Below are 25,549 nucleotides of genomic sequence, written 5' to 3'. Positions count from 1 at the left end.
CGCCCTAGAACGGAGAAACCTGATCGAGAATCTGCTGGCCGTAAGGCGGCTGCTGAATCTCGCTCAGGCGCCCGCGACCGCCATAGGAAATGCGGGCTTCGGCGATCTTGTCGTAGGAAATCGTGTTATTGCCGGAAATGTCGCGCGGGCGCACGACACCGGCGACATTCAGCACGCGCAACTCGTTATTGACGCGCACTTCCTGCGATCCCCGGATGATCATGTTGCCGTTGGGCAGCGTGTCGGTGACGATGGCCGCGACCTGCAGGCGGATATCTTCACTGCGCTCGATGGTGCCCTTGCCCTTCGACTTGCTGTCGGAATGGGTGTTGACCGATGCATCCATATCGCCGCCCGCCGCGGCACCCGAAAGGCTGCTGGTGGCAAAAGAGCCGCCTGCGCCGTAAATGCCCTTCGACACGCGCTCGCGGTCGGTCTTGTTATCGAGATTGGCGCGGTCGTTGATCGAGATGACGACGGTGAGCACATCGCCCGGCGTCGCCGCGCGCGGGTCCTTGAAGAAATTGGTCGAACGCTGGTCCCAGAGCGAATAGGACGCCTTGCCTGGCCGTACGGGATAGCCGTTGAGCTGCGGATTGTTCTCCATGCCGAGATGGGCCGCGACGGGGGAAAGGGCCGGCGCGCGCCCGATCTCTTCCGGTCTGGTCGCGCAACCGGCCAGAAGAACCAGCATCGCCGCGCCGAGGGTCGCCCTGTTCATGCTTCTCGTCATTGCACTCTATTCCCGGTCTGCGCTTCGGCGCGCTGATCTCCGGCGGATCGCGGGGCAGCGCTCGTGCGCTGCGCGCCGACGATGACGCGCGCAAGCTTCGCCGCCTTTTCCGGCGGCATTTCATTGAGGATGATGCTGGAAACGCGCGGGTTGAGCTTGAGGATCAGCGCCGCCGCCGCCTCGTCGCCGATCAGCGCCATCTGCGCCGCCGCCGCGTCGGGCTTCATTTTCGAGATGATGTCGACCAGCGAATCCTGCGCCTTGCTGACGAATTCGTCGCGGCGCTTCAGCCACATTTCATATTCACGGCGCTTTTCCTCCAGCGCCTGCATCCGCTCCTCGACATCGGCTTTCAGCTCGGTGAGCTGTTTTGCCTGTAGCGCATAGCGCGCATCCGCCGCCTGATCGTCGATATTGCCGCAGAACTTGCGGATTTCGTCGAGATTGCCAAGCGCGGGCGGCTCGGCAAAAGCCGGAAGCGAGGCGGACAGAAGGAGCGCCAGGGCCGGGCCGTAGAGGATCAGGTTTTTCGCCATGGTCATTGCACCACCAGTTCTGCGTGAAGGGCGCCGGATGTCTTGATGGCCTGCAATATCGCGATGATGCCGGTCGGCTTCACGCCGATCTGGTTCAGGCCCTTGACGAGATTTTCAAGGTTTGCGCCGGTCAGGATACCGATCTTGGCATTCTGCTGATTGACGGCGATATCGGTGTTCGGCTCCACCGCCGTCACGCCATCGCTGAACGGCTCGGGCTGAACGACCATCGGCGTTTCCGTCACCCGGACCGTCAGGCTGCCATGGCTGATCGCCACCTTGGAAATGCGCACCTTCTCGCCGATGACGACGGTTCCGGTCCGCTCATCCACCACCACGCGGGCCACTTCGTCGGTCGTGATCGGCAGGCCTTCGATCTCCGCGAGAAAGCGGGCGGCAGGCACATTCTTCGGACGTGACAGGCGGATCGTCTTGGCGTCGCGGGCAATGGCCACGCCGCGCCCGTAGCGACGCCTGGCGAAGACATTGATCGTGTCGGCGGCGCGCACGGCCGTGGTGAAATCGGGGTCGCGCAGCTCGACGATCATCACGCGTTCCCGTCCGAAATTGCCCGCAACCTCGCGCTCGACCAGCGCGCCGTTGGGGATGCGGCCGGAAGTCGGCACGCCCTGCGTGACGCTTGCCGCCTCGCCTTCGGCGGCAAAGCCGGACACGATCATATTGCCCTGCGCCACGGCATAAATCTGATTGTCGGCGCCCATGAGCTGGGTCATGACCAGCGTGCCGCCCTGAAGCGAGGTGGCATCGCCCAGCGACGATACCGTCACGTCGATGCGCGAACCGGCACCGGCAAAGGCGGGCAGGTTCGCGGTGACGATGACCGCAGCCGTATTCTTGGAACGGGTGGAATTGCGCGGCGCGCTGATGCCAAGATTATCCAGCATGGCGCGCATGGATTGTTCGGTGAAAGGCGAATTGCGCAGGCTGTCGCCGGTGCCCTTGAGCCCGATGACAAGACCGTAACCCACAAGCTGGTTTTCGCGTACGCCCTGAATGGTCGCGATATCCTTCAGCCGTGCAACCGCGCTGCCCCGGCCAAGCTCCGCATAGGCCATTTTCGACGGGTCGCCGCCGGAACCGAGCCAGTCGGCATCGGCATCCACGGCGGAACCGAATTCCAGCGCATTCTTCGACGATTCATCCGCAAAGCTCGCGACGGACGGGAACATGAGTGCCAGAGCGGTTATCAGGACGGCGCAAGTCTTTCGCAGAGCCTGAATCCAAAAGCGGCAGGCCGAGGCGAAAATGGTGATTTTCGAGTACCGGAGCTTGAGTAGTACAAAAAGGTACATGAGCGCCGGAACGCAGAAAAGCGCTATTTGCAGACCGGTATGGCGACTTTTGGAACAGGCTCTCACTGCATCCCCACCTGAATACGACCATTTGCGAGCACCGTGCCGGATACGATGATGCCGCTGTCGACGTTGCGGACCTTGATGAAATCGCCGGCCGCACCCGATTCAAGCGGTGTGCCCATGGCGGTTATGGTCAGTGTGCCGGCGGTGAAGACCAAAGGTGCGGGAACCCCGCGCGTGACCAGAGACGGCTCGCCCAGCGCCGAAACGAGGATCGGCTTGCCGGGAAGCAGCGTCTTGCGCGCCACCTTGCCCGCCGCCTGCTCCGGCGACAGCACATATTGGCTCGCCGCCGGCGCATTGATGAAGAAATTCTTCTCCAGGAGGGCTGTATCGCTCACGATCTGGCCGGGATAGACGGTGGCCGCAGGCACGACAAAGGCGATGCGGTCGGCGGCGTTCGCCGTTGATGCGAGCAGCAACCCGCCTGCAAACGCCAGCCCTGTTTTCCGTAAGATTGCCTTCGCGAAACCCATTACCGTCACCGTCAGCGCAGGTTCTTCGACACGGTTGCCGCCATTTCGTCGGCGGCCTGAATGACCTTGGAATTCATTTCATAGGCGCGCTGCGCCGTAATGAGATCGGTGATTTCCTTCACCGGATCGACATTCGACGCTTCGAGATAGCCCTGCTTGATCGAGCCGTAGCCCGGATCGCCCGGCACGCCGACCAGCGGTCCGCCGGAGGCTTCCGTCTCGCGGTAGAGATTGCCGCCAAGCGGTTCGAGACCCGCTTCATTGGTGAAATTGGCAAGGGTGAGCTGACCGAGATCGACCTGATTGATCTGGTCCTGCAACTTGGCGAAAACCTGCCCCGTATCGGTGATCGTCACTTCGATGGCGTCCGGCGGAATGGTGATCGCCGGTTCGACCGGATTGCCGTCGAGCGTCACAAGCTGGCCGTCGGCATTCTTGTTGAACGCACCCGCGCGGGTATAGAGCGTTTCGCCGGTCGGGCTCTGGATCTGGAACCAGCCGCGCCCCGTCAGCGCCACGTCGAAGGGATTGCCGGTCTGGTTGAAACTGCCCTGAATGTGAAGATTGCGCACCGCCGCCGTCTGCACGCCGAGACCGACCAACGCGCCTTCCGGCACGATAGACTGGTTCGCCTGATTGGGAACGCCCGCAGTCCGCTCCGACTGGTAAAGCAGATCGGTAAACTCGGCCCGCGCACGCTTGAAGCCCGTCGTGTTGATATTGGCGATATTGTTGGCGATCACTTCCAGATTGAGCTGCTGGGCGTTCATGCCGGTGGCGGCAATCGTCAGGGCTTTCATGGTGTATCCTTAGCTGTCGCAAATCAGATGGGCATACGGCTGATTTCGAGATAGGCCTGCACGATCTTGTCGCGGATCGCGATAGCCGTCTGGAGCGACTGTTCGGCTTCCATGACGGAGCTGACCACATCGCGCACCGGCGCATCGCCCTTGATGCCCTGAATGGAGGTCGCTTCCGCCGCCTGCAGCTTCTGGCCGACGGAATCCGTCATCTGCGACAGGACTTCGCCGAACGAAGCGCCGGGCGCTGCCGGAACGGCCTGCGGCGCGGACGCAGGGCCGACGCCCTTTTCTGCGACGGTTTCGGACAGGCGCGATAGCGCATTGCGCGCCGAAATGCTCATGATCGAGTCGTACATTATGTGCTCCTCAAGAGATCGATGGTCATGGAGATCAGTTCGCGGGCCTGTTTCACGACCTGCAAATTGGCTTCATAAGACCGATTGGCCTCACGCATGTCCGCCATTTCGACGACCATGTTGACGTTCGGATAACGGACATAGCCGCGCTCATCCGCTGCCGGATGGCTCGGCTCGTATCGTTCGATGAAGGGCGAGGTATCCTTGCCGACTTCGGCGATGCGAACCTCGGCCGCGCCAGTGCCCTGCTCCAGCTCGGTGCGGAAGGAAACCGTCTTGCGGCGATAGGGATCGGCATCGGCGGTCTTGGCGGTCGACTGTGCATTGGCAATATTTTCGGAAACGATGCGCAGGCGCGTCGATTGGGCCGAAAGGCCCGACGCCGCTATCTTCAATGTGCTTTGCAGGGCATCGGAAGACATGGCTACCCCTTCGCGACCGAAAGCATCATGCGGTGGAACGCCTTGACGATGCTTGTATTGAGCGAATATTCGCGGGCGATCTCACCGGCCTTCATCATTTCCTGTTCGACATCGACCGTATTGCCGGAATGGGTCTCTTCGGTGATGTCGTCCGGGCGCAGGCGCGTGGCCGCGATGCCGTCCGCTTCGGCTTCCAGATGCATGGGGCTGGTGGCGGCCATGGTAAGCTGCGTCCTGTCCAGCACATCCGCGAAGGGCTGCACGTCGCGCGCCCGGAAATCCGGCGTATTCGCATTGGCGACATTGCCCGCGACTGTGGCCTGTCTCACCGACAGCCATTGCGCCTGCCTTGCGGCCAGATCGAAAAGATGAATGGAGCTCATGGAGTTTCCCGCCTTTACAGTTCGTTAACTTAAGGGCCGGAACTTGCGTCAAGCTTGCGAGAGCAATAGGGGAATAGGGGAATAGGGGAATAGGGGAATAGGGGAATAGGGGAATAGGAAAAGACCAAACCAAAAGTTTGTCGAGCACAAGCGGAAAATGAGTTTTGAGAAGGCAACCGGATCAGATAAAATTTCGACCTGATTTACTCCCTTACTCCCTTACTCCCTTACTCCCTTACTCCCTTACTCCCTTACTCCCCATCTCCACCACGCCGCCCGACGACGTCCTGAGCTGCCAGGTGCCCGAACCGCGACCGATTGAAACCAGGTGGCTGCCGTCCGGCAGAAGCGAACCCTTTTCGACGAACCAGTAGCCGGACGAATCCTCGATCATCGCCATGCCGCCGACGACCTCGCGCAGCGCGAAAACCGGCTTCGGCATGGCCTGCCCTTCCCCGCCGTCGTCCTCACGGCCTGCGTCGGCGCCCGGAAGTCCCTTGCCGTTGGACATGACGGAGCCGGTCATGGTGTCGTCCACATTCGCATTCGGTGCGACCTTTTCGGATGGACGGAAGGACGGGAAACGGCGAACCGTCTTCTGCCGCGAGCGGTCGAGCGGATCGACGATCTTGCGTTCGGCCTTTTCGGACGGACCGGGATCGGCGCGCTGGAGATAGGTGATGAAGGGCAGCATCGCGCTGCCCGCCGCAAGCGTGATCGCCGCAATCTTCAGATAGCGGTCCATCCTGCTCTGCGGCTTCTTCATGCCTTCCTGCCGCGCTGCGGCCTCGACCTCCGCCGTTAGCTGGGCGAGGAGTTTTTCTTCTTCTGTCTTGCGAAATCCCGTCGTCATGCGTGTTGCGCCTGTCTGTCGCCGCGCAATGCCGCGGCAAGATCACCATAGGGATCGTCCGAAAGGCCCTCTTCCGGCGATTGCTGCAAAGCCTCGTAAATCCGGGGAACGAGATCGACCGCCTGATCCAGAAGACCGTCATGCCCCTTCTGATAGGCACCGATGGCGCGCAGGTCCCGCGTTTCCTCGAAACGGGCGACCATGCCGCGCAACTGGCCGACCAGCTTGCGTTGCTCCGGCGTCCAGTTGTGCCTTGCAAGGCGCGAGACGGAACCGGGAATATCGACCGCCGGAAAGCGTCCTTGCGCCGCAATGGCGCGGTCAAGCACGATGTGGCCGTCGAGCGTGCCGCGGATCGCGTCGGAAATCGGGTCGTTGTGGTCGTCGCCATCGACCAGCACCGAATAGATGCCTGTGATGCTGCCGCCCGCTTGCCCGATACCAGGCCCGGCGCGCTCCAGAAGGCGCGGCAACTGGCTGAAGACGCTCGGCGGATAGCCGCGCGAAACCGGCGGCTCCTCAGCCGCGATCGCCACCTCGCGCGCCGCATGGGCAAAGCGCGTGACGGAATCGACGATGAGCAGGACATTCTGGCCGAGATCGCGGAAATATTCGGCAATCGCCGTCGCGGTATTGGGCGCGAGGCGGCGCATCATCGGGCTTTCATCGCCTGTCGCCACTATCGTGATCGTCTTGCCGAGGTGGCCCGCCATGGTGTCTTCCAGCATCTCGCGCACTTCGCGCCCGCGTTCGCCGGTCAGCGCCAGCACCACCGTGTCGAAATCCGCCGCGCGCGTCATCATGGCAAGCAGCGTGGATTTGCCGACGCCGGAGCCTGCGAAAACACCGATGCGCTGGCCGAAGCAGAGCGGCGTGAAAATATCGATGACATTGACGCCGGTTCGCAGGCCATGGTCCACGCGGGCGCGGCGAAGGGCTGCGGGCGCAAGGCTCTCGGATGCCATCGACCGCGCGCCGGGCGGCAAGACACCCTTGCCGTCGACCGCCTGCCCGAGCGCATTGACGACGCGGCCGCGCCATTCCGGCGCCGGACGGATGCGGAGCGGCCCCTCCTCGAAAACGGCGGCGCCGAGCGAAGGAATGACGCGGTCGTCGAAGGGCTTCACCAGCACCTGCGTGTCCGCGACGCGGATGATTTCGGCAAGGCTCTGGCCGCCTTGCGCATGGATCGCCACCGCGTCGCCCAGCCGCGCATCGCGCGAAAGCCCGCGCACCGCAATCGCCGAACGCGACACGTCGCTCACCGTGCCGCCAATGCCGGTGAGCGGTTTTGGTGTCACCAGTTGCCGACGGGCAAAAGCGGCCAAACGAGAGAGCGGCAGATCGGGCATCATCCGTTTCTGGAGCCCAGCGTCTTGATGGCTTCGGAAACGGTGGTCTCCTGCTGCGAGAGCAGGTTGTTGACCTGCTCGAAGGCGCGGCTGACGCTGATGAGCCGCGTCATCTCGGTCATGGCATCGACATTCGATCCCTCGATCATGCCCTGCACGACACCGACGCTGTTATCGTCCACCACCGGCTGGGCGGGCTTGTCGGGGATCACGCCGGACGTACCGGCATAGGTGAGCTCCGCATCGGCGGGGATCGTATAGAGGCCGATGGCGCCGATCTGCGCGCCGTTCTGGTAGATCGCGCCGTCGCTCGAAATCTTCGGCGCGCCGCCAGCAGGATTGAGCACGATGGGCGCACCGCCGGCATCGAGGATCGCATGGCCGGTGACGGAAACGAGATCGCCGGTCGGCAGCATCTTCATGCGCCCGTCGCGCGTATATATCTGCCCCTGCGGCGTCGCGACCGACATCCACACATCGCCCTTGACCGCGACATCGAGCGGATTGTCGGTCTTGATCAACGGACCGGCTTCGGTGCGGATGAAGCTCTTGCCCGCCGTCGCGAAACTCACATCGTCGCTCGCCTTGTCCGAAACGATGGTGTCGAACTTGATGCCCTCGCCGCGGAAGCCGACCGTGGAGACATTGGCGACGTTCTGGGCAATCGCATCCATCCGCCGTTCCAGCGTAATGAGCGAGGAAAGCCCGACATAGATCGAATTGTTCTGCATCAGCGTCCGCCCGGCTTGAAGTTCTGCAATGTGCTCAGAATGTCTATCGAAATGCCCACGGAAGACGTGCCGCCCAGAAGGAGCGAGGCAATCGAGGCCGGACTGGAGGCCGTCGGATTGCTCATTTCATACATGGCGGTGAAGCGCGAGATGAATTTCGAAACATAGTCGGGGTCCGACATTCTGGTGAAGTCGATCTTCTCCGAAACCAGTTTCGCCTGCTTGTCGATATCGGCGTTCGACATGGTGGAGGGCCAGCCGAACGTGGTCTGGACCATCGACAGCAGCGCCTTGTCGCCGAGAATTTCATAGGCATTGGTCAGCGTCGGCGCCTTGCGCTGGAAATAGAGCGCCAGCCGCACACCGTCGTTCTGGCTGCCCGCCTCGACTTCCAGCGTCTGGCGCAGATATCTGTCGATCGTGCCCTGCTGCACCGCCGCGCCCTGGGTGGCTTCCGCCCCCTTGTCCGCGAAGTCGAAGACGGTCGCGAACTCCTTGTAGCGCTTGTCGGTAAGCTGGTTCGCCATCGATTCCTTGTCGGTGACGCCCTCGGTCAGGATCTTGCGAATGAACGCCTTGGCATAGGCCATGTCTTCAAGCCCGAACGCCTTCAGCGCATAATTATAAAGCCGGCTATCGGCCATGAAATCGTCGAGCGATTTCACATTGCCGATATTTTCCCTGAAATAGGCGGTTTCCCGCTCCACCAGCGGCTCTTTCGAAACACGCTGCAGCGACCGCGTCATATCGGACGCGATCAGGCGATAGCTTGTCGTCGTATCGACCATGCACATGACCCCCTGCTGGTTTTGAGGCTCTTTATGAAGGGGCAAGCTTGTCCGAAGCTGGTTTTATCGACGCGTTGCAGACAAGGTTCGCGCAAGGCGCAGCACTTAGGGTCCCGGCAAAGAGAAACTATGCGGGAGTCTCCAGCCTTGGGCATTATCGTCGGTCTCGTCATCACACTGGGCTGTATGCTGGGCGGCTTCATCGCCATGGGCGGACACGTCGGCGTGCTCATCCAGCCGTGGGAATTCGTGATCATTCTGGGCGCCGCGCTCGGCACTTTCTTCGTCGCCAACCCGTTTTCGCTCGTGAAGGACACAGGCCGCGCCTGCGTGGAAGCCTTCAGCAATGCCGTGCCGAAACAGCGCGACTATCTCGACGTTCTGGGCGTGCTCTACAGCCTGATGCGCGAACTGCGCGCCAAATCGCGCAACGAAGTGGAAGTGCATATCGACAATCCGCAGGAATCTCCGATCTTCCGCGCCTATCCAAGTGTGCTGAAGAACGAGGACCTCACCAATTTCATCTGCGACTACTGCCGCCTGATCATCGTCGGCAATGTGCGCTCGCACGAGATCGAGGCGCTGATGGACGAGGAAATCCACACCATCGCCCGCGACAGGCTGAAGCCCTACCATGCGATGGTCAGCATTTCCGAAGCCCTGCCCGCGCTCGGCATCGTCGCCGCCGTTCTCGGCGTCATCAAGGCCATGGGGGCGCTGGACCAGTCGCCGGAAGTGCTGGGGCATTTGATCGGCGCGGCACTCGTCGGCACCTTCGCCGGTATCTTCTTTTCCTATGGCGTGGTTGGTCCCATCGCCAACAAGATCAAATCGACCCGCGAAAAGAAGAACCGCCTCTATATCGTCGTGAAGCAGACGCTGCTTGCCTATATGAACGGCTCGCTGCCGCAGATCGCGGTGGAATATGGCCGCAAGACCATCTCCGCCCATGACCGCCCGACCATCGACGTGGTCGAGCAGGAAACCATGGCGAGCGCGCCGACCCAGCAGGCGGCATAAGATGACCACAGTCGAAACAGCCGCCGAAACAGCCGTTTTGGGGCAAAACCGCAAGAATGACGTTCTGGCCGAAAACCTGCTGCGCGCGGCCGGCCTTTCCGGCGACGATCTGAAATCGCTCGCCCATGTGTTCAAGGATGCCTCGACGCATTTCTGCGAACGACTGAAACAGGGATCGGCCGCCGCCTTCGACGTGGAAGCCGGTCAGGTGGAAAACGCCGACGACGCGGCCTTCAACGATATTCTCGACCGGGCCGCGGTCGTCGCGCCCCTGACGGCGGAGCGCTGGGGCTGCCAGCTCTATCTCACCGTCGATGCGGTCCTCGTCTTCTCGGTGATCGAAGCGATGTTCGGCGCGCAGGGCAATCACGGTCCCGTCGATGCGGACCGGCCTTTCGGCATGTTGGAGCAGAAGGTCGCGAACCTTCTCGCCGGCCATGTGACCGGCGCGCTGGATCGTGTCTTCAATGCCGGTGCCAGCGCACCGCTTTTCGCGCATGGCGACTGCACGGACACGGCGGAATTCGACCGCGAGAATTTCGATCGCTCGCGTCTTTTTGCCTGCCGCATCGACGTCACGGCCGCAGGCAAGACCGGCCACGCCCATCTTCTTCTGCCGCGCACCACCCACAAGCCGATGCAGGATGCGGTGGCGGCTTTCCTTCGCCGCCCGATGGACCGGGCCGATCCGGCCTGGGCGAAAAGAATGCGGCAGGAAGTCAGCCGCGCGCGCATCGAGCTTGAAGCGTTCATACAGCAGGGGTCGATGACGCTGGACGCGCTGTCGGCGCTGGAAATCGGGCAGGTTCTGAAATTGCCCGTGGACGCCATGGAACAGGTACGGCTGCGCGCGGGCGACCAGCAGCTTTTCAAATGCACGCTCGGCAAATCGGGCACTCATTTCACGGTCAAGGTCGGCGACCCGGTCAATCAGGAAGAGGATTTCATCGATGAGCTTGTTGCTGGCTAACGTGCTTTCCACATTGATGGCGCTTGCCTCGCTCGCCGCGCTTGTCGTGGTGGGCCGCAAGGCCAACGAGACGATCAAGCTCGGCAAGGTGCTGGCGCTGCGGGTCGCCGCCGCTTCCAACGGGCTGGAACGCGCCGTCAAGGCCATCCAGAGCGAGCGCACCGACCTGAGCGACGAGAATAACAAGCTCGAAGCCCGGCTTGCCGAAACGCAGCGCGTGCGCCGCGAAATGGAAGAGGCAATCGAGGAATTGAACCGGCTGCGCAAGGCGCTGACCCGTGACATGCGCCATGCGCGCAATGTCGCCGACAACACGCCGCGACGGCAGGAAAAAATCGCCACCGCCGCCGAAACCATGCCGAAAGAAAAGAACGCCCTGCCGGTCTTCGTGCGCCGCACGGTCAGGAAGGCAACCGTCGATCTGGCAGGTCAGGCATGAGCGAAGAAACCGAGGACAAGAACATGCAGCAGGAACTGGACGAAGCCATTGAGGAATTGCGCGAGGAAAAGCCGCGCAGTTCCCACAAAGGCCCATCCAAGCCCAATCTCGAACTCATCATGGGCATCCCGGTCGATGTGCAGGTGGTTCTGGGCGGCACGACCATGCCGGTCGCCAACCTGATGAAACTTGGACGCGGCGCGGTCATCACGCTCGACAAGCAGATCGGCGATCCGGTCGACATCGTGGTCAATGGCCGGGTGATCGCGCGCGGTGAGGTAATCGTTCTCGAAGACGATTCCTCGCGATTTGGCGTCAGCCTCACCGAAATCATCGGCAAGTAACGGACGTGACCATGGCCGACAATGAACAGCAGGCCCTCATGGAAGACGGGGCTGACGGACTGGTCGATACGCTGACCGGCCCGCAAAAGGCGGCGGCGATCCTCGTGGCCATCGGACGCCCCGCTGCCGCACGGCTTCTCAAGCATTTCAATGCCGAGGACCTGCGCAAGCTTGCCGGTCATGCCCGTACGCTGGAGCCTATTTCACCGCTCGATTTCGAACAGCTCGTCAAGCAGTTCGAGGACCGCTTTGCCGAGGGCGCGCCGGTTTCGGAAGCCGCCCAGCGCTTTGAGGGACTTCTGCGCGAAACGCTGCCGCAGGAAGAAGTCGAAGCCGTGCTCGAAGACCGCGTCCAGCCGCAGCTCGTGCAGGAATCGGTCTGGGTGCAGCTTGGACGCCTGCCGGTGGAAAGCCTGCAAGCCTATCTCACCGACCAGCATCCGCAGATCATCGCCTATATCGTATCGAAATTGCCGTCCGACCTCGCTGCCCGGCTGTTTGTGGCCCTGCCGCCGCAACTGCGCAATGCCGTGGTGCAGCGTTCGCTCCATATCGGCAATGTCGCGCCGGCGGCGGCGGAACTTCTCGAAGACGTGCTGCGGCGCGATCTTCTGGGCCGCAGCGATGCCGGGCCGGTCAAGGCCCATCACGGCCAGATCGCCAATATCTTCAACCAGCTCGACAGAAACGAGATGGAAGAACTCATGGCGAGCCTCGAAGACCTCAATCGCGACGATCTCAACCGCATCAAGGCCAAGCTCTTCACCTTCGAGGATATCGAGCGCCTGTCGCAGCGCGCGCGGCTGCTGCTCTTCGATGAAGTGCAGACCGAACAGATCGCGACCGCGCTTCGCGGCGTCGATACGAGGCTTCAGGAACTGGTTCTCTCCTCGCTCTCGACGCGCGGACGCCGCATGGTCGAGACCGAACTCGGCGCGGAACAGGGCAACATAACCGCACAGAACATCACCGATGCGCGCCGCGCCATCGCCCGTATCGCCATCGACCTGTCCGAGCGCGGCATCATCACGCTCGAAGCAAGCGAAACCTGATCGCGTGTGACCGTGCCCCATGGCAGATGATACTGACAAGGATAGCAAGACAGAAGAAGCCACCGAGCAGAAGGTCCGCGACGCACTGGACAAGGGCAACATGCCCTTTTCCCGCGAGACGCCGATCCTTGCGGGCATCGCCTCCTTTCTGGTCATAGCCCTCTTCGTCGCCGCGCCCGCCACCGCAAAGCTCGCCATCTTCCTGCGCGAACTGATCGACCGCCCCGAGGACTGGCTTCTCAACAGCGCGGAAGATGCAAGCCGCCTGTTCGGCGTGCTGGCGCTGGCGGTCGGCGCCGCGCTTGCGCCCGTCTTCATCATCATTCCGCTGGCAGGCGTCGCCGCCTCCGCGCTCCAGAATGCGCCGCGCTTCGTCGGCGAGCGCATCCGGCCTCAGGCCTCGCGCATCTCGCCCGTCAAGGGCTGGCAGCGCATCTTCGGGCGCGCCGGTCAGGTCGAGTTCGGAAAATCGCTGACCAAGTTTCTGGCGGCGAGCCTCATCGTCTTTTTCGTCTTCTTCAAGGGTAACAGCCTTTTTTCCGACGCCATCGCCTCCGATCCGGGCGCGCTGCCGGAATTCCTGCGCGAAAACATCGTGCGCCTGCTCGTCGCCAACGTGCTGGCGATTGCGGCCATCGCCGCGTTCGACCTTGCATGGTCGCGCATTCACTGGCGCCAGGAACTGCGCATGACCCGCCAGGAGGTCAAGGACGAACTGAAACAGTCGGAAGGCGATCCGCTGGTCAAGTCGCGCCTGCGCTCGCTCGGCCGCGACCGCGCCCGCCGCCGCATGATCAATACCGTGCCCACGGCAACGCTCATCGTCGCAAACCCGACCCATTTTTCCGTGGCGCTGCGCTACAAGCCCAATCAGGACGCAGCACCAGTTGTCGTGGCAAAGGGACAAGATTTGATCGCACTCAAGATAAGAGAGATCGCGACGCAGCATTCGATCCCGATATTCGAGGATGTACAATTGGCCCGCGCTCTTTACAAACAGGTCAATATAGACCAGATGATCGCGCCTGAATTCTATAAGGCGGTTGCCGAACTTATCCGTGTGATAAACGCACGACATGCGATACAATAATGATAGCCGAGTTATTTTAGTTTATGCTGAAATATAATATCCAGTTCTTCCGGATCGGTGGTACGCGATGAAGAGCCTGCAATTTTCAAACGAACGCGAAGCGATCATCGCCCGGCATATGCGCGAAATCGCAGCCGATCTTCGTCTCGTCGATCCGGCGGATTACATCGCCTTCATCCGCTGCGAGCTTTTCGCCAATATCGCGGATATCGTCAGCTCGGCGACCGAACTTTATTTCCTTCCCGGTACGCTGGAACTCGGCCATGGCGGCGAATATCGCTGCGACTGGCAGTCGCCTCCGGCCATCGTGCTCGACATGGAGTTCCGCCATCAGGGCGTCTACGCCTATTTCCGCCTGACGCTGACCGCCGGGACCGCGGGCGTGGAACTGAACCACATCGCCTTCGAAAATGCCGACGACGATCCGGCCAGGAACACGGCGAGGCTCATCCGGGCTTTCGATATGGCCCGCCTGCCGCTCCAGAAACGCGCCTGACGAGAGCGCATCCCGAAAAGTGTGAAACGGTTTCGGGAGACATGCTCTAAAACCGGAGCGGCCCGACTTCGGTCAGGACGGAAACCGCTCCGGAATCTTTTCTACATCGTCGTGCCTGCGGCCGCGACCAGATGCTGCACTTCCGGCATTTCGATGATGCCGAGCGACAGCGCCGTCGCCACCGCCGAGGTGCGGTTCGAGCAGTTGAGCTTGATCTTCGCGTTCTGGAGATAGGTAACGACCGTCCAGCGCGCGATGCTGAGAATTTCGGCGATCTCGCCATCGGTCTTGCCGTTGGCCGCCCAGCGCAGGCAGTCGATTTCGCGCGGGGTAAGAAGGCTTGCCACCGTCGCCACATCCTTGCGGCCGCAAAGCGCGGAATGAATGATGCCCGACAGGCTCAGGAGCCGCGGGCGAAGCTTTGCAACGAACTGTTCGCGATCCTGATCGGGTTCGATCTCGAACATGAACAGCGTACAGCCCGCCGCCCCCTTGTGGCCGCGGGCCGAGACGGCGATGAAGATATTGCCAAGCCCGTGTTTTTCGGCGTCCTGCAACAGTTCCTCGACTGCTGGACATTTATCGGCGTCCTGCTGAAGATCGCGCACGATGCCCGTGGCCTCGTTCTGGAAATAGGGCGCATCTTCCTGGAAGATCGGATCGATGACGAAATAGTTCCTGGCCGAATAGCGCGCGGCCCAGCTCGACGGCACGGTCATGACGACCGTCAGGTCGGGGGACCCGGCCTTCGCGCATTCGCCCATGCGCCCCTTATAGGTGTGCATGATGTGACGGCAGCCCGTTTCGTTGCGTATCCGTGTCAGCAGAGCCAGTGCATCACCATGGAAAGACGAGCCAAAAAATGTCTTTTTGAAATTCGGAAAATGAATCAGATCGAGTGTCATTAAACTAATGTCCTTGGTACTGGCGGGCGATTTATAGTTGTGTTCGAAACGTTGGCGAATCGTCGCCTGGAACCATTCAATCTTGTATAAGTGAGATAAAAAAATGGGGGTTTGACAACCCGCAATTAATCCATGGCAAGGAAATGCCCACAAAAGCGGTGCCGAATTAAGGCTCAATCAAGGATTCAATCGGTCTGGCGATAAAGTTTTGGTGAGGCTCGGATAATTCCCGATCCGACTGTTCTATTTCAGAACAGTTTCCTCCTCGTTGCCATAGGCCCGGTAGAAGAAATCGACCGCAAGTTCGATATTGCCGCGGATCGTCTCTTCCGACGGCGGTTCCGCGAGAACGCCGAAAAGGCGCGGTCGGTAGAGGCCCGAAAGGAAGAGATCGGAAAGCTGATAAGCCATCCGGTCGGCGTCGAATGGCTTGAGCTTGCCGCTCTTGATCATCCGGTCGAGATATTCGGCCATCACCACGAGGCTGCGCTTCGGGCCGCGTTCGTAGAAACGCGCCGCAAGCTCCGGCTTGCGCTCGCTCACGCCGAGCACGATCCGCTGGGCGCGGATCGCGGTCGAGGAGGTAATGAGCGTCACCAGCGCGACGCCGAAATCGACCAGTCCCTGACGACTGTCGAAACCCTTGTCGAGCGTGTCGATCAGTTCGCCGAACATCGTGTGGCGATAGTGTTCGCACAAGGCGACGAAAAGATCTTCCTTGCTGTTGAAATAGACGTAGATCGTGCCCTTCGACACGCCCGCTTCGCGCGTGATGTCGTTCATGCTGGCGGCGTCGAAACCCATCCGCAGGAAAACGTCCTGCGCGCCTTCCAGTATCTGACGGCGCTTCGCCGGGTCCTGCCCCGCGCCAAGCCTTGTGCGACCGCATTCGGTGTCGTGACCGCAAATGGTGGGCTTGGCCCCGAAAGCCCGACCGCCGCCCGAATCCCCGCCAGACTGGCCGAGATCGGTCTCATCGTGCCGGTTGCGGTCATCCACCTTCTTTTCCACGGGCCCTCTTTTATTGCGATCGGGTTTCATTTTAGCTACTCTTAACTTTTTTCGAACCAATCGGTTCGATATGCTCTTGATATGAGCATCTTATTGATCTATGTCAACATCGAACCGAACGGTTCAGTCCGCAGGATATATAGAAAGTTTCCCTATGTCCGCACCGAAATCCGTTGAACAGGCCGATATTCGTCCATTTCCGAATGCCCGGAACCTTGCCTCCGCCAGCCAGCCGGCGACAGCCGAACTGCCGGCAAGCGAAAGAACCCAGCCTCATACCGCGCCTGCCCCGCAGGAAACCGCTCCGAAAAAAGCGGCCAGGGGCGGCGAAAAGAAGGGGCTCGGCAAGCGCGTCATCCTCCCCGGCGTCATCGTTGCCGCCGTCGCGGGCGGGCTTTGGTATGCCTATGACTGGTGGACCGTGGGGCGCTTCATGGTGTCGACCGACGACGCCTATGTGCAGGGCGACATTGCATCCATCGCACCGAAAGTGACCGGCTATATCGAGAATATTCCGGTCACTGCGAACCAGCGCGTCAAGGCTGGCGAGGTGATCTTCCAGCTTGACACGGGCGACTATCAGATCGCGCTTGACGACGCCGAAGCGAAGCTCGCCACGCAAAAAGTAACGCTGGCGCGCATTCAGACTGAAATCGACGCCTCGAAGGCCCTGCTTCTCCAGGCGAATGCCGACCAGCAGGCTGCCAAAGCCGTGCTGATCAACGCGCAAAACACCATTGCCCGCGTGCAGAAACTGCACGAGACGCGTTTCGTCGCACAGGCCGACCTCGACAATGCCCAGTCCTCGCTCGACCAGGCGCGGGCCAAGCTGGCCGGCGCGGATGCGCAGATCGCGGTTACAAAAGCCAATGTCACTGTGCTGGAAGCTCAATATAAGGAGAAGGCCAGTTCCACGAAATCTCTGGAACTTGCCCGCGACAAAGCTGCGCGCGATCTCTCCTTCACGACGCTGCGCGCGCCTTTCGACGGCGTGATCGGCAATCTGGCCGGAAAGAAGGGCGATCTGGTTTCGCCCGGACAGAAGATCGCCGCGCTCGTTCCCGTCGATCAGCTTTATATCGATGCGAACTTCAAGGAAACGCAGCTCGCCCATATCAAGACCGGCGAGACCGCGCATATCTATGTCGACGCCATCGACGGCACGAAGTTCGACGGCAAGGTTGCCTCCATCGCTCCGGCGTCCGGCGCCGTGTTCTCGCTGCTGCCGCCGGAAAATGCGACCGGCAACTTCACCAAGGTCGTGCAGCGCGTTCCGGTCCGCATCATGATCCCGAAGGAAGCGCTCGAATCCGGCAAGATCCGCGCGGGCCTGAGTGTCGTGGTCGACGTCGATACGCGCACCGCGCCCGAAGACAAAACCGACTGACCGGATTCGGCAGGCGACTTGAAATCAAAGACGGCGGCGCGGCGAAACGGATTTCGCGCCGCCATTCTCTTCCATTCCGGAGTGTGCCGTCATGGCTTCAGACACGACGATGGGGCCTTTGGCCCCGGCTGAAGACCGCATCGACCCGAAAAAAGCCATCGCCTTCCTGGCCATGGTGTTCGGCATGTTCATGGCGATCCTGGACATCCAGATCGTCTCGGCGTCGCTCGCGGAAATCCAGGCCGGCCTCAGCGCCAGTTCGGACGAAATCTCGTGGGTCCAGACCGCCTATCTGATTGCGGAAGTCATCATGATTCCGCTGTCCGGCTTTCTCGGACGCCTGTTGTCGACCCGCGTCCTGTTCACGGTTTCAGCCGCCGGTTTCACCCTTGCCAGTATGCTTTGCGCGACCGCGAGCAATATCGACCAGATGATCGTCTACCGCGCCATCCAGGGCTTTATCGGCGGCGGCATGATTCCGAGCGTGTTCGCAGCCGCCTTCACCATCTTTCCCCCGTCGAAGCGCTCCATCGTCTCACCGATGATCGGCCTTGTGGCGACGCTCGCCCCCACCATCGGCCCGACGATCGGCGGCTATCTGAGCCACGCCTTCTCCTGGCACTGGCTGTTTCTGGTCAATGTCGGCCCCGGCATTTTCGTCACCATCGCCGCATGGACCCTGATCGATTTCGACGAAGGCGACAACTCGCTGCTCGGCAAGTTCGACTGGTGGGGCCTCATCGGCATGGCCGCATTCCTCGGCTCGATGGAATATGTTCTGGAAGAAGGCCCGCGCAATGACTGGCTACAGGACGAAGCAATCTTCTTTCTATCCATCGTCATGACCGTCGGCGGCATCGTCTTCTTTTATCGCGCCTTTACGGCTGAACAGCCCATCGTGGATTTGCGCGCCTTCAAGAACGTCAATTTCGCCTTCGGTTCGGTTTTCTCCTTCGTGATGGGTATCGGCCTTTATGGCCTGACCTATCTTTATCCGCTCTATCTCAGCAGCATTCGCGGTTACGACGCGCTGATGATCGGCGAGGCGCTGTTCGTGAGCGGCCTTGCCATGTTCTTCACCGCGCCGGTGGCAGGTTTCCTGTCCAACAGGATGGACCCGCGCCTGATGATGATGATCGGCTTTGTCGGCTTTGCCGCCGGTACGTGGATGGTCACGGGTCTCACCGCCGACTGGGATTTCGACGAACTGCTGCTGCCGCAGATATTGCGCGGCTGCTCGCTGATGCTGTGCATGGTGCCGATCAACAATCTGGCGCTCGGCACACTGCCGCCCGCCCTGATGAAAAACGCATCGGGCCTGTTCAACCTGACGCGCAACCTCGGCGGCGCCGTCGGCCTGGCTGTCATCAACACCATCCTGACACGCCGCGGCGACATGCATTACGACCGCCTGGCCGAGCATGTCCGCTGGGGCAATGCCGAAGCGGAACGGATGATCGCCAACCTGACCGCCAAATATAATGCCGCCGGTCTGGATGGCCCCACCATCGCCATTGCCAAACTGTCGGGCATGGTGCGCCAGCAGGCGACCCTGCTCTCCTTCGTGGACGTGTTCTTCATCCTCACCATGATGTTCTGTTCGCTTGCCGTATGCGCCATCCTGCTGCGCAAACCGAAGCAGGTGGCCGGCGGCGGCGGAGGGCATTAGGGTCTCAACTCAATTGAGATATGGAGTACACCGCAGTTTCATACGAAATCAGCGAAATTTCGATTCTTTTCGCAAATTTTCGTTTGGCCCCGCTTCCCTGGCGCCCATGCCGCGCGGAGGCAAACTGTTGTCGTTGGGAGAAAAGCCTCCCACGGAATTGTGACAGCAACGAATTTTCTGTCACATTTCTTGTCATAAAAATGCCATTCGTCCACATGGATGAATTGCTAAGTGCCTGAAAACGTGTTTCACTTTCCGCCGCTGGCACTTTGTGACAAGCCACAAACTGTCATCCAACCGTCATATCGGGCGGGTATCGGGATTGCGCGAGCGCCGGAATTGACCGGAAAAGTTCGCCGGACCTTAGAACAGGGGAGTCAAACAATGCTTGCATACACAGCGCGCCTGCTGTCGTTTTCGACGGCAATTGCCGTTGCCGGGGTTTCCATCGCTGCTGCCGAACCGTCAGCCGAACTGATCGCTGCCGCCAAGGCGGAAGGCGAACTGACCACGATCGCGCTCCCGCACGACTGGTGCGGCTATGGCGAGGTCATCAAGAGCTTCAAGGACAAGTATGGCCTCAAGGTCAACGAACTGAACCCGGACGCCGGTTCGGGCGACGAAGTCGAGGCCATCAAGGCAAACAAGGACAACAAGGGCCCGCAGGCGCCAGACGTGATCGACGTCGGCTTCGCATTCGGCGCCTCGGCCAAGAAGGAAGGCCTGATCCAGCCTTACAAGGTCGCCACCTGGGACGAGATCCCCGACAGCGCCAAGGACTCCGAAGGCTACTGGTACGGTGACTATTACGGCGTTCTGGCGTTCGAAGTGAACAAGGACATCGTCCAGGATATTCCGCAGGACTGGGAAGACCTTCTCAAGAGCGACTATGCAAATTCCGTCGCGCTTGCAGGCGATCCGCGCGTTTCCGCACAGGCCATTCTCGGCGTTCATGCCGCCGGTATCGCCCGCGGTGCCGAACCCGGTGAAGCCGCAGGCACGAAGGGCCTCGAATTCTACAAGGAACTGAACGCCAACGGCAATTTCGTTCCGGTCATCGGCAAGGCTGCTTCGCTGGCGCAGGGTTCGACCCCGATCGTCGTCCGCTGGGATTACAATTCGCTCGCCGACCGCGACACGCTCAAGGGCAACCCGGAAGTCGAGACCGTCATTCCGAAGTCCGGTGTCATCGCGGGCGTCTATGTTCAGGCGATCAGCGCCTATGCACCGCATCCCAACGCAGCGAAGCTGTGGATGGAGCACATCTATTCGGATGACGGCCAGCTTGGCTATCTGAAGGGCTACTGCCATCCGATCCGCTTCAACGCGATGGCGAAGGCCGGCAAGATCCCGCAGGAACTGCTCGACAAGCTGCCCCCTGCCGACGCCTATGAAAAGGCCATCTTCCCGACCCTGGAACAGATCGAGGCCGCCCAGACCACGATCACCAAGGAATGGGACAGCGTCGTGGGCGCAAACGTCCAGTAAGCATGGAATGAATATTGCGGCGGCCGCAAACGGACGGCGCGATATCGAGACGGCCTGCATCCGGCTGGATGCGGGCCTCACAACGGGAACTGCATCAGGACGGCGCGACAGGTTGGCCCATCGGTTTCATTCGGATGAGACGATGCGAAAGCAGGCCGAACGTTCCGTTTCGACAGGCATCCTCTGAAGAAAGAACGCATGAGTTCAATAGCCGAAACAACAGCCCCCCACAGTGGAGTGCGCAGACGCCGGCTTCCCCTGTCCTGGCTTGGCGTGGCGCCGTTTTTCCTGTTCGCCATTCTGTTTCTGATCTGGCCGACGATGTATCTCATCATCGGCGCCTTTCAGGACCCGGCGGGAAATTTCACCTTCCAGAACATTCAGGACCTGTTCCAGCCCCAGATCATGAGCGCCTACTGGGTGTCGATCAAGGTCAGCCTTGCATCGGCCATCGGCGGCGGAATCATCGGTTTCTTTCTGGCCTGGGCGGTCGTGCTCGGCAACCTGCCGCGTGTGCTGCGTCCGACGGTGCTGACCTTTTCCGGCGTGGCGTCGAACTTCGCGGGCGTGCCGCTTGCCTTCGCCTTTCTGGCGACGCTGGGGCGCACCGGTTTCGTCACCATCCTGCTGCGCGAATGGTTCGGCTTCAATCTTTATTCGACGGGTTTCAACCTGCTCTCCTTCTTCGGCCTGACGCTGACCTATCTGTTCTTCCAGATACCGCTGATGGTGCTGATCCTGACGCCCGCGCTCGACGGCCTGAAGAAGGAATGGCGCGAAGCCTCATCGATCCTGGGCGCGACCAATGCGCAATACTGGCGCATGGTGGCCTTTCCGATCCTGTGGCCAAGCCTGCTCGGCACCACGCTTCTGCTCTTCGCCAATGCCTTCGGCGCCATCGCCACGGCCTATGCGTTGACCGGCTCGTCGCTCAATATCGTGCCGATCCTGCTCTATGCGCAGATACGCGGCGATGTCCTGCATAACCAGAATCTCGGCTATGCGCTGGCGCTCGGCATGATCGTCATCACCGGCGTTTCGAACCTCATCTATATCTGGCTGCGCATGCGCGCCGAAAGGTGGCAGCGATGAAAGGCTCCATCACGCAGAAAATAGGCGCATGGATCGCCTTCCTGATCGGCGCGATCTATTTCCTCGTGCCGCTTATCGGCACGTTCGAATTCTCGCTGCGCATGCGGCGCGGCGAGTATTCCTTCGACGCCTACCGGGTCGTTTTCTCCGACCCGAATTTCCAGGCGACCTTCGGCTATTCGATCCTGCTCGGTTTTCTGACCATCATTTTCGGCGTTCTTCTCGTCGTGCCGACCGCATACTGGGTGCGGCTGCGTCTGCCGCACTTGCGCCCCGTGATGGAGTTCATCACGCTGATGCCGCTGGTCATTCCCGCCATCGTCATCGTGTTCGGCTATCTGCGCATCTACAATTCCTCGTCCTGGCTTCCCTTCACCGCCTCGACGCGGGCGACGGATCTGCTCTTGATGTTCGGCTATATGACGCTGTCGCTGCCCTATATGTATCGCGCCGTCGATACGGCGATGCGCACCATCGACGTCAACACGCTGACGGAAGCCGCCCAGAGCCTCGGGGCCGGCTGGGGCCGCATCATGTTCAAGGTGATCTTTCCCAATGTGATCTCCGGCGTGATGAGCGGAGCCTTCATCACCTTCGCCATCGTCATCGGCGAATTTACGCTGGCATCGCTTCTGAACCGTCCGGCCTTCGGCCCCTATCTGCAGCTCGTCGGCGCCAACCGCGCTTACGAACCGTCGGCGCTGGCGATCATTTCCTTCGGCATAACGTGGCTCAGCATCATCATGCTGCAGCTCGTTTCCCGCCTCAATAAATTCAAGACAACCGCCGGGTAACATTCATGGCTTTTCTGAATATCAAAAACCTGAAAAAGAGCTTCGGCGCCAATACCGTCGTCCACGATTTCAACCTCGCCGTGGAAAAGGGCGAATTCGTCTCCTTCCTCGGGCCTTCGGGCTGCGGCAAGACCACCGTTCTTCGCATGATCGCCGGTTTCGAGATGCCCGATAGCGGCGCCATCGAAATCGACGGCAAGGACGTGGTGGACCTGAAGCCCAACCAGCGCAATATCGGCATGGTGTTCCAGGCCTATGCGCTCTTCCCCAACATGACTGTTGCGCAGAACGTGTCGTTCGGCCTGCGCGTCGCAGGCAAGCCAAAAGCGGAAATCGACGCCACGGTCAAGGAAATGCTGGAGCTTATCCGCCTCGATCATCTGGCGGACCGCTATCCTTACCAGATGTCCGGCGGCCAGCAGCAGCGCGTGGCGCTGGCGCGCGCGCTTGCCACCAAGCCGCAGGTTCTGCTGCTCGACGAGCCGCTTTCCGCGCTCGACGCCAAGATCCGCATTTCATTGCGTGAGGAAATCCGCGCCATCCAGCAAAAGCTCGGCATCACCACGGTTTTCGTGACGCACGATCAGGAAGAAGCGCTGTCGATCTCGGACCGCATCGTGGTCATGCATGAGGGCCGCGCCGACCAGGTCGGCTCGCCCTTCGACATCTACAACCGCCCGGCCTCGCGCTTCGTCGCCTCCTTCGTCGGCACGCTCAACATGCTGGAAGCCTCGGTCAGCGAACCGGGCCAGAACAGCATCGAGCTGGACGGCCGCACGATCACGGTGCAGGAAAAGCTCGACCATCATCCCAAGGGCAAGCCGCTGACGCTGGCGCTACGCCCGGAGGCGGTCAGCCTTGAAGCGCGCAAGAGCCACGACACGTCGCTGGATGTGACCATCGAGGACGTGCATTTCCTCGGTTCCGTCATCCGAACGCGCGTCGCGCTCGGCAAGAACCAGCTTTCCTTCGACACATTCAATGACCCGACCCATCCGCCGCTGCAGCGCGGCGACAAGGTGACGGTGCATTTCGCCTCGCACGATCTGCTCGTGCTGGCGGACTAAAACAAAAAAGCCACCCGGTGGGTGGCTTTTTTGTTGGTGACGAACGCGACGGGCTGATGAGATTTCGGTTTATGACGTGCCGAAAATGATGGCTTTCGAGAACCGGAGCGCAGCGTACATTAAGTACGTGAGCACCGGATCACAGAAAGACGCCATTTGCAGGCCGTCAGGGACCGAAAGATATCAGCCCCAGGGGCCGTGGAAATCACCGTCCCCGTCAATGCGCTTGAAACCGTGCGAGCCGAAGAAATCGCGCTGGCCCTGAATGAGATTGGCGGTGCCGAGCGACTGGGTGAAGCTATCGAAATAGCTGAGTGCCGACCCCAGAGCCGGAAGCGGCAGCCCGACAAGCGCGGCCTTGGCCACGATCTGGCGAAGCCCCTGCACGGCCTTGCCCATACGCTCCACGAAGGCCGGTGCAAGCAGCAGATTGCGGCTTTCGCTTCCGTCGAAGGCGTGGGCGATATCGTCCAGCAATTGCGAGCGGATGATGCAGCCCGCGCGCCAGATGCGGGCGGTTTCAGCCAGCGGGATGTTCCAGCCGTGTTCGAGCGAAGCCGCTTCCATGACGGCGAAGCCCTGAGCATAGGCAGCGATCTTGCCGGCCAGAAGCCCCTGTTCCAGATCGGCGAGGAACCTTGTGTGATCCGGAATGTCGAGCGTGCGCGCGGCGGGCTTGTAGGCTGCGGCGCCAAGCGCGCGGACAGCCTTCATCGAGGAAAGCGAGCGGGCAGCAACAGCCGCCTCGATTGCCGTGGCAGGAACACCCAGCATCTGCGCCTCGATGGCGGCCCAGCGGCCGGTGCCCTTCTGCCCGGCTTCATCGAGGATCATGTCGACCATGGCCTTGCCGCTGTCGGGATCGGTGGTCTTCAGAACCTTGGCGGTGATCTCGATCAGATAGGAATTGAGCGGCCCCTGGTTCCATTTCCCGAACACGTCGCCGATGGCGGGAGCCGAGAGGCCAAGACCGTCGCGCAGGATGCCGTAGATTTCGGCGATCATCTGCATGTCGGCATATTCGATGCCGTTATGGATCGTCTTGACGAAATGACCAGCGCCATCGGGTCCGACCAGCGCGCAGCAGGGCTCGCCCTTGTATTTGGCGGCAGCGGCCAGCAGGATCGGCGCGATGCGCTCATAGGCTTCCTGGGTGCCGCCCACCATCATCGACGGGCCGTGGCGCGCGCCTTCCGCGCCGCCGGAAACGCCCATGCCGACAAAGGTCGGATCGTTGGGCCCCAGCGCCTTCAGGCGGCGCACCGTGTCGCGATAATCGGAATTGCCGGCGTCGATCATGATATCGCCCTTCTCAAGAAACGCCTTGAGACGGGTGGTTTCGGCATCGACCGGCGCACCGGCCTTGATGAGGAAGATGATCGGGCGCGGCTTGCGGATATTCGCGGCCAGATCCTCGAAAGTGGCGCAGGGCACGATCTTGTCGCGCAGCGCGCCAGCCTTTTCGAGGAAGGCTTTCAGCACAGGTTCATCGCGGTCGTAAACGGCTACCGTGTAGCCTTTCTCGGCTATGTTGAGCGCCAGGTTGGAACCCATGACGCCAAGGCCGACCATCCCGATATCTGCTTTTTCCATTTTGTGCCCTTCACAAATGCAGCCGACCGGCCATCGCCCATACACATGCGGAAGACACATGGAGAACATCGAACGCCGACAGCCGAAACCGACAAGGATATGGTGCCGCCGGACTTCAGCGGCAACTGGTGTCAATCTGTATCCTATTGTGGGATGATCTAGGGCATATGACGCAAAGTTGATAGACCTTCCATCACGAAATCACCGATTTTGCCCGCACAAGCGCCTTCCTAGTGGATTGAATTTGACGTTTGGATCCCGACTGAATGAGATGCTGTTTCAAACGTCAAATTCGAAAAATCCACTAGATACATAAACTTACT

The 25,549-nt window shown here is 60.8% G+C and carries 29 protein-coding genes; 14 read left to right on the top strand and 15 right to left on the bottom strand.

Going from position 1 to position 25,549, the window contains the following annotated elements; genetic code table 11:
* Positions 1-4 precede the first annotated feature (4 nt).
* The 12 genes from flgH to FHS76_RS19250 form a co-directional block, all read right to left on the bottom strand.
* Positions 5-733, bottom strand: a complete 729-nt coding sequence (gene flgH / locus FHS76_RS19305) for a flagellar basal body L-ring protein FlgH (RefSeq protein WP_183656816.1) — start codon at positions 731-733, stop codon at positions 5-7.
* Positions 730-1,275: a MotE family protein gene (locus FHS76_RS19300; RefSeq protein WP_183656814.1), complete on the bottom strand. Its 546-nt coding sequence runs from the start codon at positions 1,273-1,275 to the stop codon at positions 730-732. The genes flgH and FHS76_RS19300 overlap by 4 nt, the downstream gene beginning before the upstream one ends.
* Entirely contained in the window at positions 1,272-2,609 is a 1,338-nt protein-coding gene (locus tag FHS76_RS19295; RefSeq protein WP_183656917.1) for a flagellar basal body P-ring protein FlgI, read from the bottom strand. Before FHS76_RS19295 ends, FHS76_RS19300 begins: the two co-directional genes overlap by 4 nt.
* Positions 2,610-2,644: 35 nt before the next feature.
* The gene (gene flgA, locus FHS76_RS19290; RefSeq protein WP_183656812.1) at positions 2,645-3,121 is read right to left on the bottom strand and encodes a flagellar basal body P-ring formation chaperone FlgA; all 477 of its coding nucleotides are present in this window, start codon (positions 3,119-3,121) and stop codon (positions 2,645-2,647) included.
* Positions 3,122-3,132: 11 nt separating this feature from the next.
* Entirely contained in the window at positions 3,133-3,921 is a 789-nt protein-coding gene (gene flgG / locus FHS76_RS19285; RefSeq protein ID WP_183656809.1) for a flagellar basal-body rod protein FlgG, read from the bottom strand.
* 23 nt (positions 3,922-3,944) lie between these two features.
* Positions 3,945-4,280 carry a flagellar hook-basal body complex protein FliE gene (locus tag FHS76_RS19280; RefSeq protein ID WP_183656807.1) on the bottom strand — a complete coding sequence of 112 codons (336 nt, stop codon included), beginning with the start codon at positions 4,278-4,280 and terminating at the stop codon, positions 3,945-3,947.
* Positions 4,280-4,702 (bottom strand): flagellar basal body rod protein FlgC, encoded by a 423-nt coding sequence (flgC, locus tag FHS76_RS19275; protein ID WP_183656804.1) that lies wholly within the window; start codon positions 4,700-4,702, stop codon positions 4,280-4,282. Before flgC ends, FHS76_RS19280 begins: the two co-directional genes overlap by 1 nt.
* A gap of 2 nt (positions 4,703-4,704) precedes the next feature.
* Complete coding sequence (gene flgB, locus FHS76_RS19270) at positions 4,705-5,085, bottom strand: flagellar basal body rod protein FlgB (protein WP_183656801.1); 381 nt, start codon at positions 5,083-5,085, stop codon at positions 4,705-4,707.
* A gap of 235 nt (positions 5,086-5,320) precedes the next feature.
* Entirely contained in the window at positions 5,321-5,938 is a 618-nt protein-coding gene (locus tag FHS76_RS19265; RefSeq protein ID WP_183656798.1) for a hypothetical protein, read from the bottom strand.
* Positions 5,935-7,293, bottom strand: a complete 1,359-nt coding sequence (gene fliI, locus FHS76_RS19260) for a flagellar protein export ATPase FliI (RefSeq protein ID WP_183656795.1) — start codon at positions 7,291-7,293, stop codon at positions 5,935-5,937. The genes FHS76_RS19265 and fliI overlap by 4 nt, the downstream gene beginning before the upstream one ends.
* Entirely contained in the window at positions 7,290-8,021 is a 732-nt protein-coding gene (gene flgF, locus FHS76_RS19255; RefSeq protein WP_183656792.1) for a flagellar basal-body rod protein FlgF, read from the bottom strand. The genes fliI and flgF overlap by 4 nt, the downstream gene beginning before the upstream one ends.
* Positions 8,021-8,809, bottom strand: coding sequence for a DUF1217 domain-containing protein (locus FHS76_RS19250; protein WP_183656789.1), 789 nt, complete (start codon positions 8,807-8,809; stop codon positions 8,021-8,023). The genes flgF and FHS76_RS19250 overlap by 1 nt, the downstream gene beginning before the upstream one ends.
* A gap of 147 nt (positions 8,810-8,956) precedes the next feature.
* Between FHS76_RS19250 and motA the strand changes: the two genes are divergently transcribed.
* From motA to FHS76_RS19215, 7 genes are all read left to right on the top strand, one after another.
* Complete coding sequence (gene motA, locus FHS76_RS19245) at positions 8,957-9,829, top strand: flagellar motor stator protein MotA (protein WP_328700542.1); 873 nt, start codon at positions 8,957-8,959, stop codon at positions 9,827-9,829.
* Position 9,830: 1 nt separating this feature from the next.
* The gene (locus FHS76_RS19240) at positions 9,831-10,799 is read left to right on the top strand and encodes a FliM/FliN family flagellar motor switch protein (protein WP_183656782.1); all 969 of its coding nucleotides are present in this window, start codon (positions 9,831-9,833) and stop codon (positions 10,797-10,799) included.
* Positions 10,780-11,238 carry a BAB2_0123 family type IV secretion system effector gene (locus tag FHS76_RS19235; protein WP_183656779.1) on the top strand — a complete coding sequence of 153 codons (459 nt, stop codon included), beginning with the start codon at positions 10,780-10,782 and terminating at the stop codon, positions 11,236-11,238. Before FHS76_RS19240 ends, FHS76_RS19235 begins: the two co-directional genes overlap by 20 nt.
* Positions 11,235-11,582, top strand: coding sequence for a flagellar motor switch protein FliN (gene fliN / locus FHS76_RS19230; protein WP_183656776.1), 348 nt, complete (start codon positions 11,235-11,237; stop codon positions 11,580-11,582). The genes FHS76_RS19235 and fliN overlap by 4 nt, the downstream gene beginning before the upstream one ends.
* Before the next feature lie 11 nt (positions 11,583-11,593).
* Positions 11,594-12,634 (top strand): flagellar motor switch protein FliG, encoded by a 1,041-nt coding sequence (locus FHS76_RS19225; RefSeq protein ID WP_183656773.1) that lies wholly within the window; start codon positions 11,594-11,596, stop codon positions 12,632-12,634.
* A 19-nt stretch (positions 12,635-12,653) separates the two neighbouring features.
* Complete coding sequence (gene flhB, locus FHS76_RS19220; RefSeq protein WP_183656770.1) at positions 12,654-13,724, top strand: flagellar type III secretion system protein FlhB; 1,071 nt, start codon at positions 12,654-12,656, stop codon at positions 13,722-13,724.
* Between the two features lie 67 nt (positions 13,725-13,791).
* Positions 13,792-14,220, top strand: a complete 429-nt coding sequence (locus tag FHS76_RS19215) for a hypothetical protein (RefSeq protein WP_183656767.1) — start codon at positions 13,792-13,794, stop codon at positions 14,218-14,220.
* Between the two features lie 101 nt (positions 14,221-14,321).
* Here the strand turns inward: FHS76_RS19215 and FHS76_RS19210 are convergent, their stop codons facing one another.
* Together FHS76_RS19210 and FHS76_RS19205 are read right to left on the bottom strand one after the other, a co-directional pair.
* Positions 14,322-15,125, bottom strand: a complete 804-nt coding sequence (locus FHS76_RS19210; protein WP_183656764.1) for a helix-turn-helix transcriptional regulator — start codon at positions 15,123-15,125, stop codon at positions 14,322-14,324.
* Positions 15,126-15,368: 243 nt separating this feature from the next.
* Positions 15,369-16,166: a TetR/AcrR family transcriptional regulator gene (locus FHS76_RS19205; RefSeq protein ID WP_183656761.1), complete on the bottom strand. Its 798-nt coding sequence runs from the start codon at positions 16,164-16,166 to the stop codon at positions 15,369-15,371.
* Between the two features lie 124 nt (positions 16,167-16,290).
* Here FHS76_RS19205 and FHS76_RS19200 point away from each other — a divergent pair, with 124 nt between their 5' ends.
* The 7 genes from FHS76_RS19200 to FHS76_RS19170 all read left to right on the top strand — a co-directional run bounded on the left by FHS76_RS19200 (position 16,291) and on the right by FHS76_RS19170 (position 23,633).
* Positions 16,291-17,523: an HlyD family secretion protein gene (locus tag FHS76_RS19200; RefSeq protein ID WP_183656758.1), complete on the top strand. Its 1,233-nt coding sequence runs from the start codon at positions 16,291-16,293 to the stop codon at positions 17,521-17,523.
* Between the two features lie 91 nt (positions 17,524-17,614).
* Positions 17,615-19,192 (top strand): DHA2 family efflux MFS transporter permease subunit, encoded by a 1,578-nt coding sequence (locus tag FHS76_RS19195; protein WP_183656755.1) that lies wholly within the window; start codon positions 17,615-17,617, stop codon positions 19,190-19,192.
* A gap of 384 nt (positions 19,193-19,576) precedes the next feature.
* Positions 19,577-20,680 (top strand): ABC transporter substrate-binding protein, encoded by a 1,104-nt coding sequence (locus tag FHS76_RS19190; RefSeq protein ID WP_183656751.1) that lies wholly within the window; start codon positions 19,577-19,579, stop codon positions 20,678-20,680.
* Between the two features lie 7 nt (positions 20,681-20,687).
* Positions 20,688-20,867 carry a hypothetical protein gene (locus tag FHS76_RS19185; protein ID WP_183656748.1) on the top strand — a complete coding sequence of 60 codons (180 nt, stop codon included), beginning with the start codon at positions 20,688-20,690 and terminating at the stop codon, positions 20,865-20,867.
* A gap of 11 nt (positions 20,868-20,878) precedes the next feature.
* Positions 20,879-21,772, top strand: a complete 894-nt coding sequence (locus tag FHS76_RS19180; RefSeq protein WP_183656745.1) for an ABC transporter permease — start codon at positions 20,879-20,881, stop codon at positions 21,770-21,772.
* The gene (locus FHS76_RS19175) at positions 21,769-22,566 is read left to right on the top strand and encodes an ABC transporter permease (protein ID WP_183656743.1); all 798 of its coding nucleotides are present in this window, start codon (positions 21,769-21,771) and stop codon (positions 22,564-22,566) included. The genes FHS76_RS19180 and FHS76_RS19175 overlap by 4 nt, the downstream gene beginning before the upstream one ends.
* A gap of 5 nt (positions 22,567-22,571) precedes the next feature.
* Complete coding sequence (locus FHS76_RS19170) at positions 22,572-23,633, top strand: ABC transporter ATP-binding protein (RefSeq protein WP_183656740.1); 1,062 nt, start codon at positions 22,572-22,574, stop codon at positions 23,631-23,633.
* Positions 23,634-23,816: 183 nt separating this feature from the next.
* Here FHS76_RS19170 and gndA read toward each other — a convergent pair whose 3' ends face one another.
* The gene (gndA, locus tag FHS76_RS19165; RefSeq protein ID WP_183656737.1) at positions 23,817-25,226 is read right to left on the bottom strand and encodes an NADP-dependent phosphogluconate dehydrogenase; all 1,410 of its coding nucleotides are present in this window, start codon (positions 25,224-25,226) and stop codon (positions 23,817-23,819) included.
* Between the last annotated feature and the right edge of the window lie 323 nt (positions 25,227-25,549).

This window comes from Brucella daejeonensis, assembly GCF_014199265.1.
Lineage (GTDB): Bacteria > Pseudomonadota > Alphaproteobacteria > Rhizobiales > Rhizobiaceae > Brucella > Brucella daejeonensis.
The sequence above is the reverse complement of the archived record's forward strand: the minus strand, read 5'-3'. Positions and strand labels throughout refer to the sequence as shown.

Bases quoted from the DNA above. Each gene is read 5' to 3' on its own strand.
- flgH (WP_183656816.1), bottom strand. From the start codon at position 733: ATGACGAGAAGCATGAACAGGGCGACCCTCGGCGCGGCGATGCTGGTT.
- FHS76_RS19300 (WP_183656814.1), bottom strand. From the start codon at position 1,275: ATGACCATGGCGAAAAACCTGATCCTCTACGGCCCGGCCCTGGCGCTC.
- flgA (WP_183656812.1), bottom strand. From the start codon at position 3,121: ATGGGTTTCGCGAAGGCAATCTTACGGAAAACAGGGCTGGCGTTTGCA.
- flgG (WP_183656809.1), bottom strand. From the start codon at position 3,921: ATGAAAGCCCTGACGATTGCCGCCACCGGCATGAACGCCCAGCAGCTC.
- FHS76_RS19280 (WP_183656807.1), bottom strand. From the start codon at position 4,280: ATGTACGACTCGATCATGAGCATTTCGGCGCGCAATGCGCTATCGCGC.
- flgC (WP_183656804.1), bottom strand. From the start codon at position 4,702: ATGTCTTCCGATGCCCTGCAAAGCACATTGAAGATAGCGGCGTCGGGC.
- flgB (WP_183656801.1), bottom strand. From the start codon at position 5,085: ATGAGCTCCATTCATCTTTTCGATCTGGCCGCAAGGCAGGCGCAATGG.
- FHS76_RS19265 (WP_183656798.1), bottom strand. From the start codon at position 5,938: ATGACGACGGGATTTCGCAAGACAGAAGAAGAAAAACTCCTCGCCCAG.
- fliI (WP_183656795.1), bottom strand. From the start codon at position 7,293: ATGATGCCCGATCTGCCGCTCTCTCGTTTGGCCGCTTTTGCCCGTCGG.
- flgF (WP_183656792.1), bottom strand. From the start codon at position 8,021: ATGCAGAACAATTCGATCTATGTCGGGCTTTCCTCGCTCATTACGCTG.
- FHS76_RS19250 (WP_183656789.1), bottom strand. From the start codon at position 8,809: ATGGTCGATACGACGACAAGCTATCGCCTGATCGCGTCCGATATGACG.
- FHS76_RS19240 (WP_183656782.1), top strand. From the start codon at position 9,831: ATGACCACAGTCGAAACAGCCGCCGAAACAGCCGTTTTGGGGCAAAAC.
- FHS76_RS19235 (WP_183656779.1), top strand. From the start codon at position 10,780: ATGAGCTTGTTGCTGGCTAACGTGCTTTCCACATTGATGGCGCTTGCC.
- fliN (WP_183656776.1), top strand. From the start codon at position 11,235: ATGAGCGAAGAAACCGAGGACAAGAACATGCAGCAGGAACTGGACGAA.
- FHS76_RS19225 (WP_183656773.1), top strand. From the start codon at position 11,594: ATGGCCGACAATGAACAGCAGGCCCTCATGGAAGACGGGGCTGACGGA.
- flhB (WP_183656770.1), top strand. From the start codon at position 12,654: ATGGCAGATGATACTGACAAGGATAGCAAGACAGAAGAAGCCACCGAG.
- FHS76_RS19215 (WP_183656767.1), top strand. From the start codon at position 13,792: ATGAAGAGCCTGCAATTTTCAAACGAACGCGAAGCGATCATCGCCCGG.
- FHS76_RS19210 (WP_183656764.1), bottom strand. From the start codon at position 15,125: ATGACACTCGATCTGATTCATTTTCCGAATTTCAAAAAGACATTTTTT.
- FHS76_RS19205 (WP_183656761.1), bottom strand. From the start codon at position 16,166: ATGAAACCCGATCGCAATAAAAGAGGGCCCGTGGAAAAGAAGGTGGAT.
- FHS76_RS19200 (WP_183656758.1), top strand. From the start codon at position 16,291: ATGTCCGCACCGAAATCCGTTGAACAGGCCGATATTCGTCCATTTCCG.
- FHS76_RS19195 (WP_183656755.1), top strand. From the start codon at position 17,615: ATGGCTTCAGACACGACGATGGGGCCTTTGGCCCCGGCTGAAGACCGC.
- FHS76_RS19190 (WP_183656751.1), top strand. From the start codon at position 19,577: ATGCTTGCATACACAGCGCGCCTGCTGTCGTTTTCGACGGCAATTGCC.
- FHS76_RS19185 (WP_183656748.1), top strand. From the start codon at position 20,688: ATGAATATTGCGGCGGCCGCAAACGGACGGCGCGATATCGAGACGGCC.
- FHS76_RS19180 (WP_183656745.1), top strand. From the start codon at position 20,879: ATGAGTTCAATAGCCGAAACAACAGCCCCCCACAGTGGAGTGCGCAGA.
- FHS76_RS19175 (WP_183656743.1), top strand. From the start codon at position 21,769: ATGAAAGGCTCCATCACGCAGAAAATAGGCGCATGGATCGCCTTCCTG.
- FHS76_RS19170 (WP_183656740.1), top strand. From the start codon at position 22,572: ATGGCTTTTCTGAATATCAAAAACCTGAAAAAGAGCTTCGGCGCCAAT.
- gndA (WP_183656737.1), bottom strand. From the start codon at position 25,226: ATGGAAAAAGCAGATATCGGGATGGTCGGCCTTGGCGTCATGGGTTCC.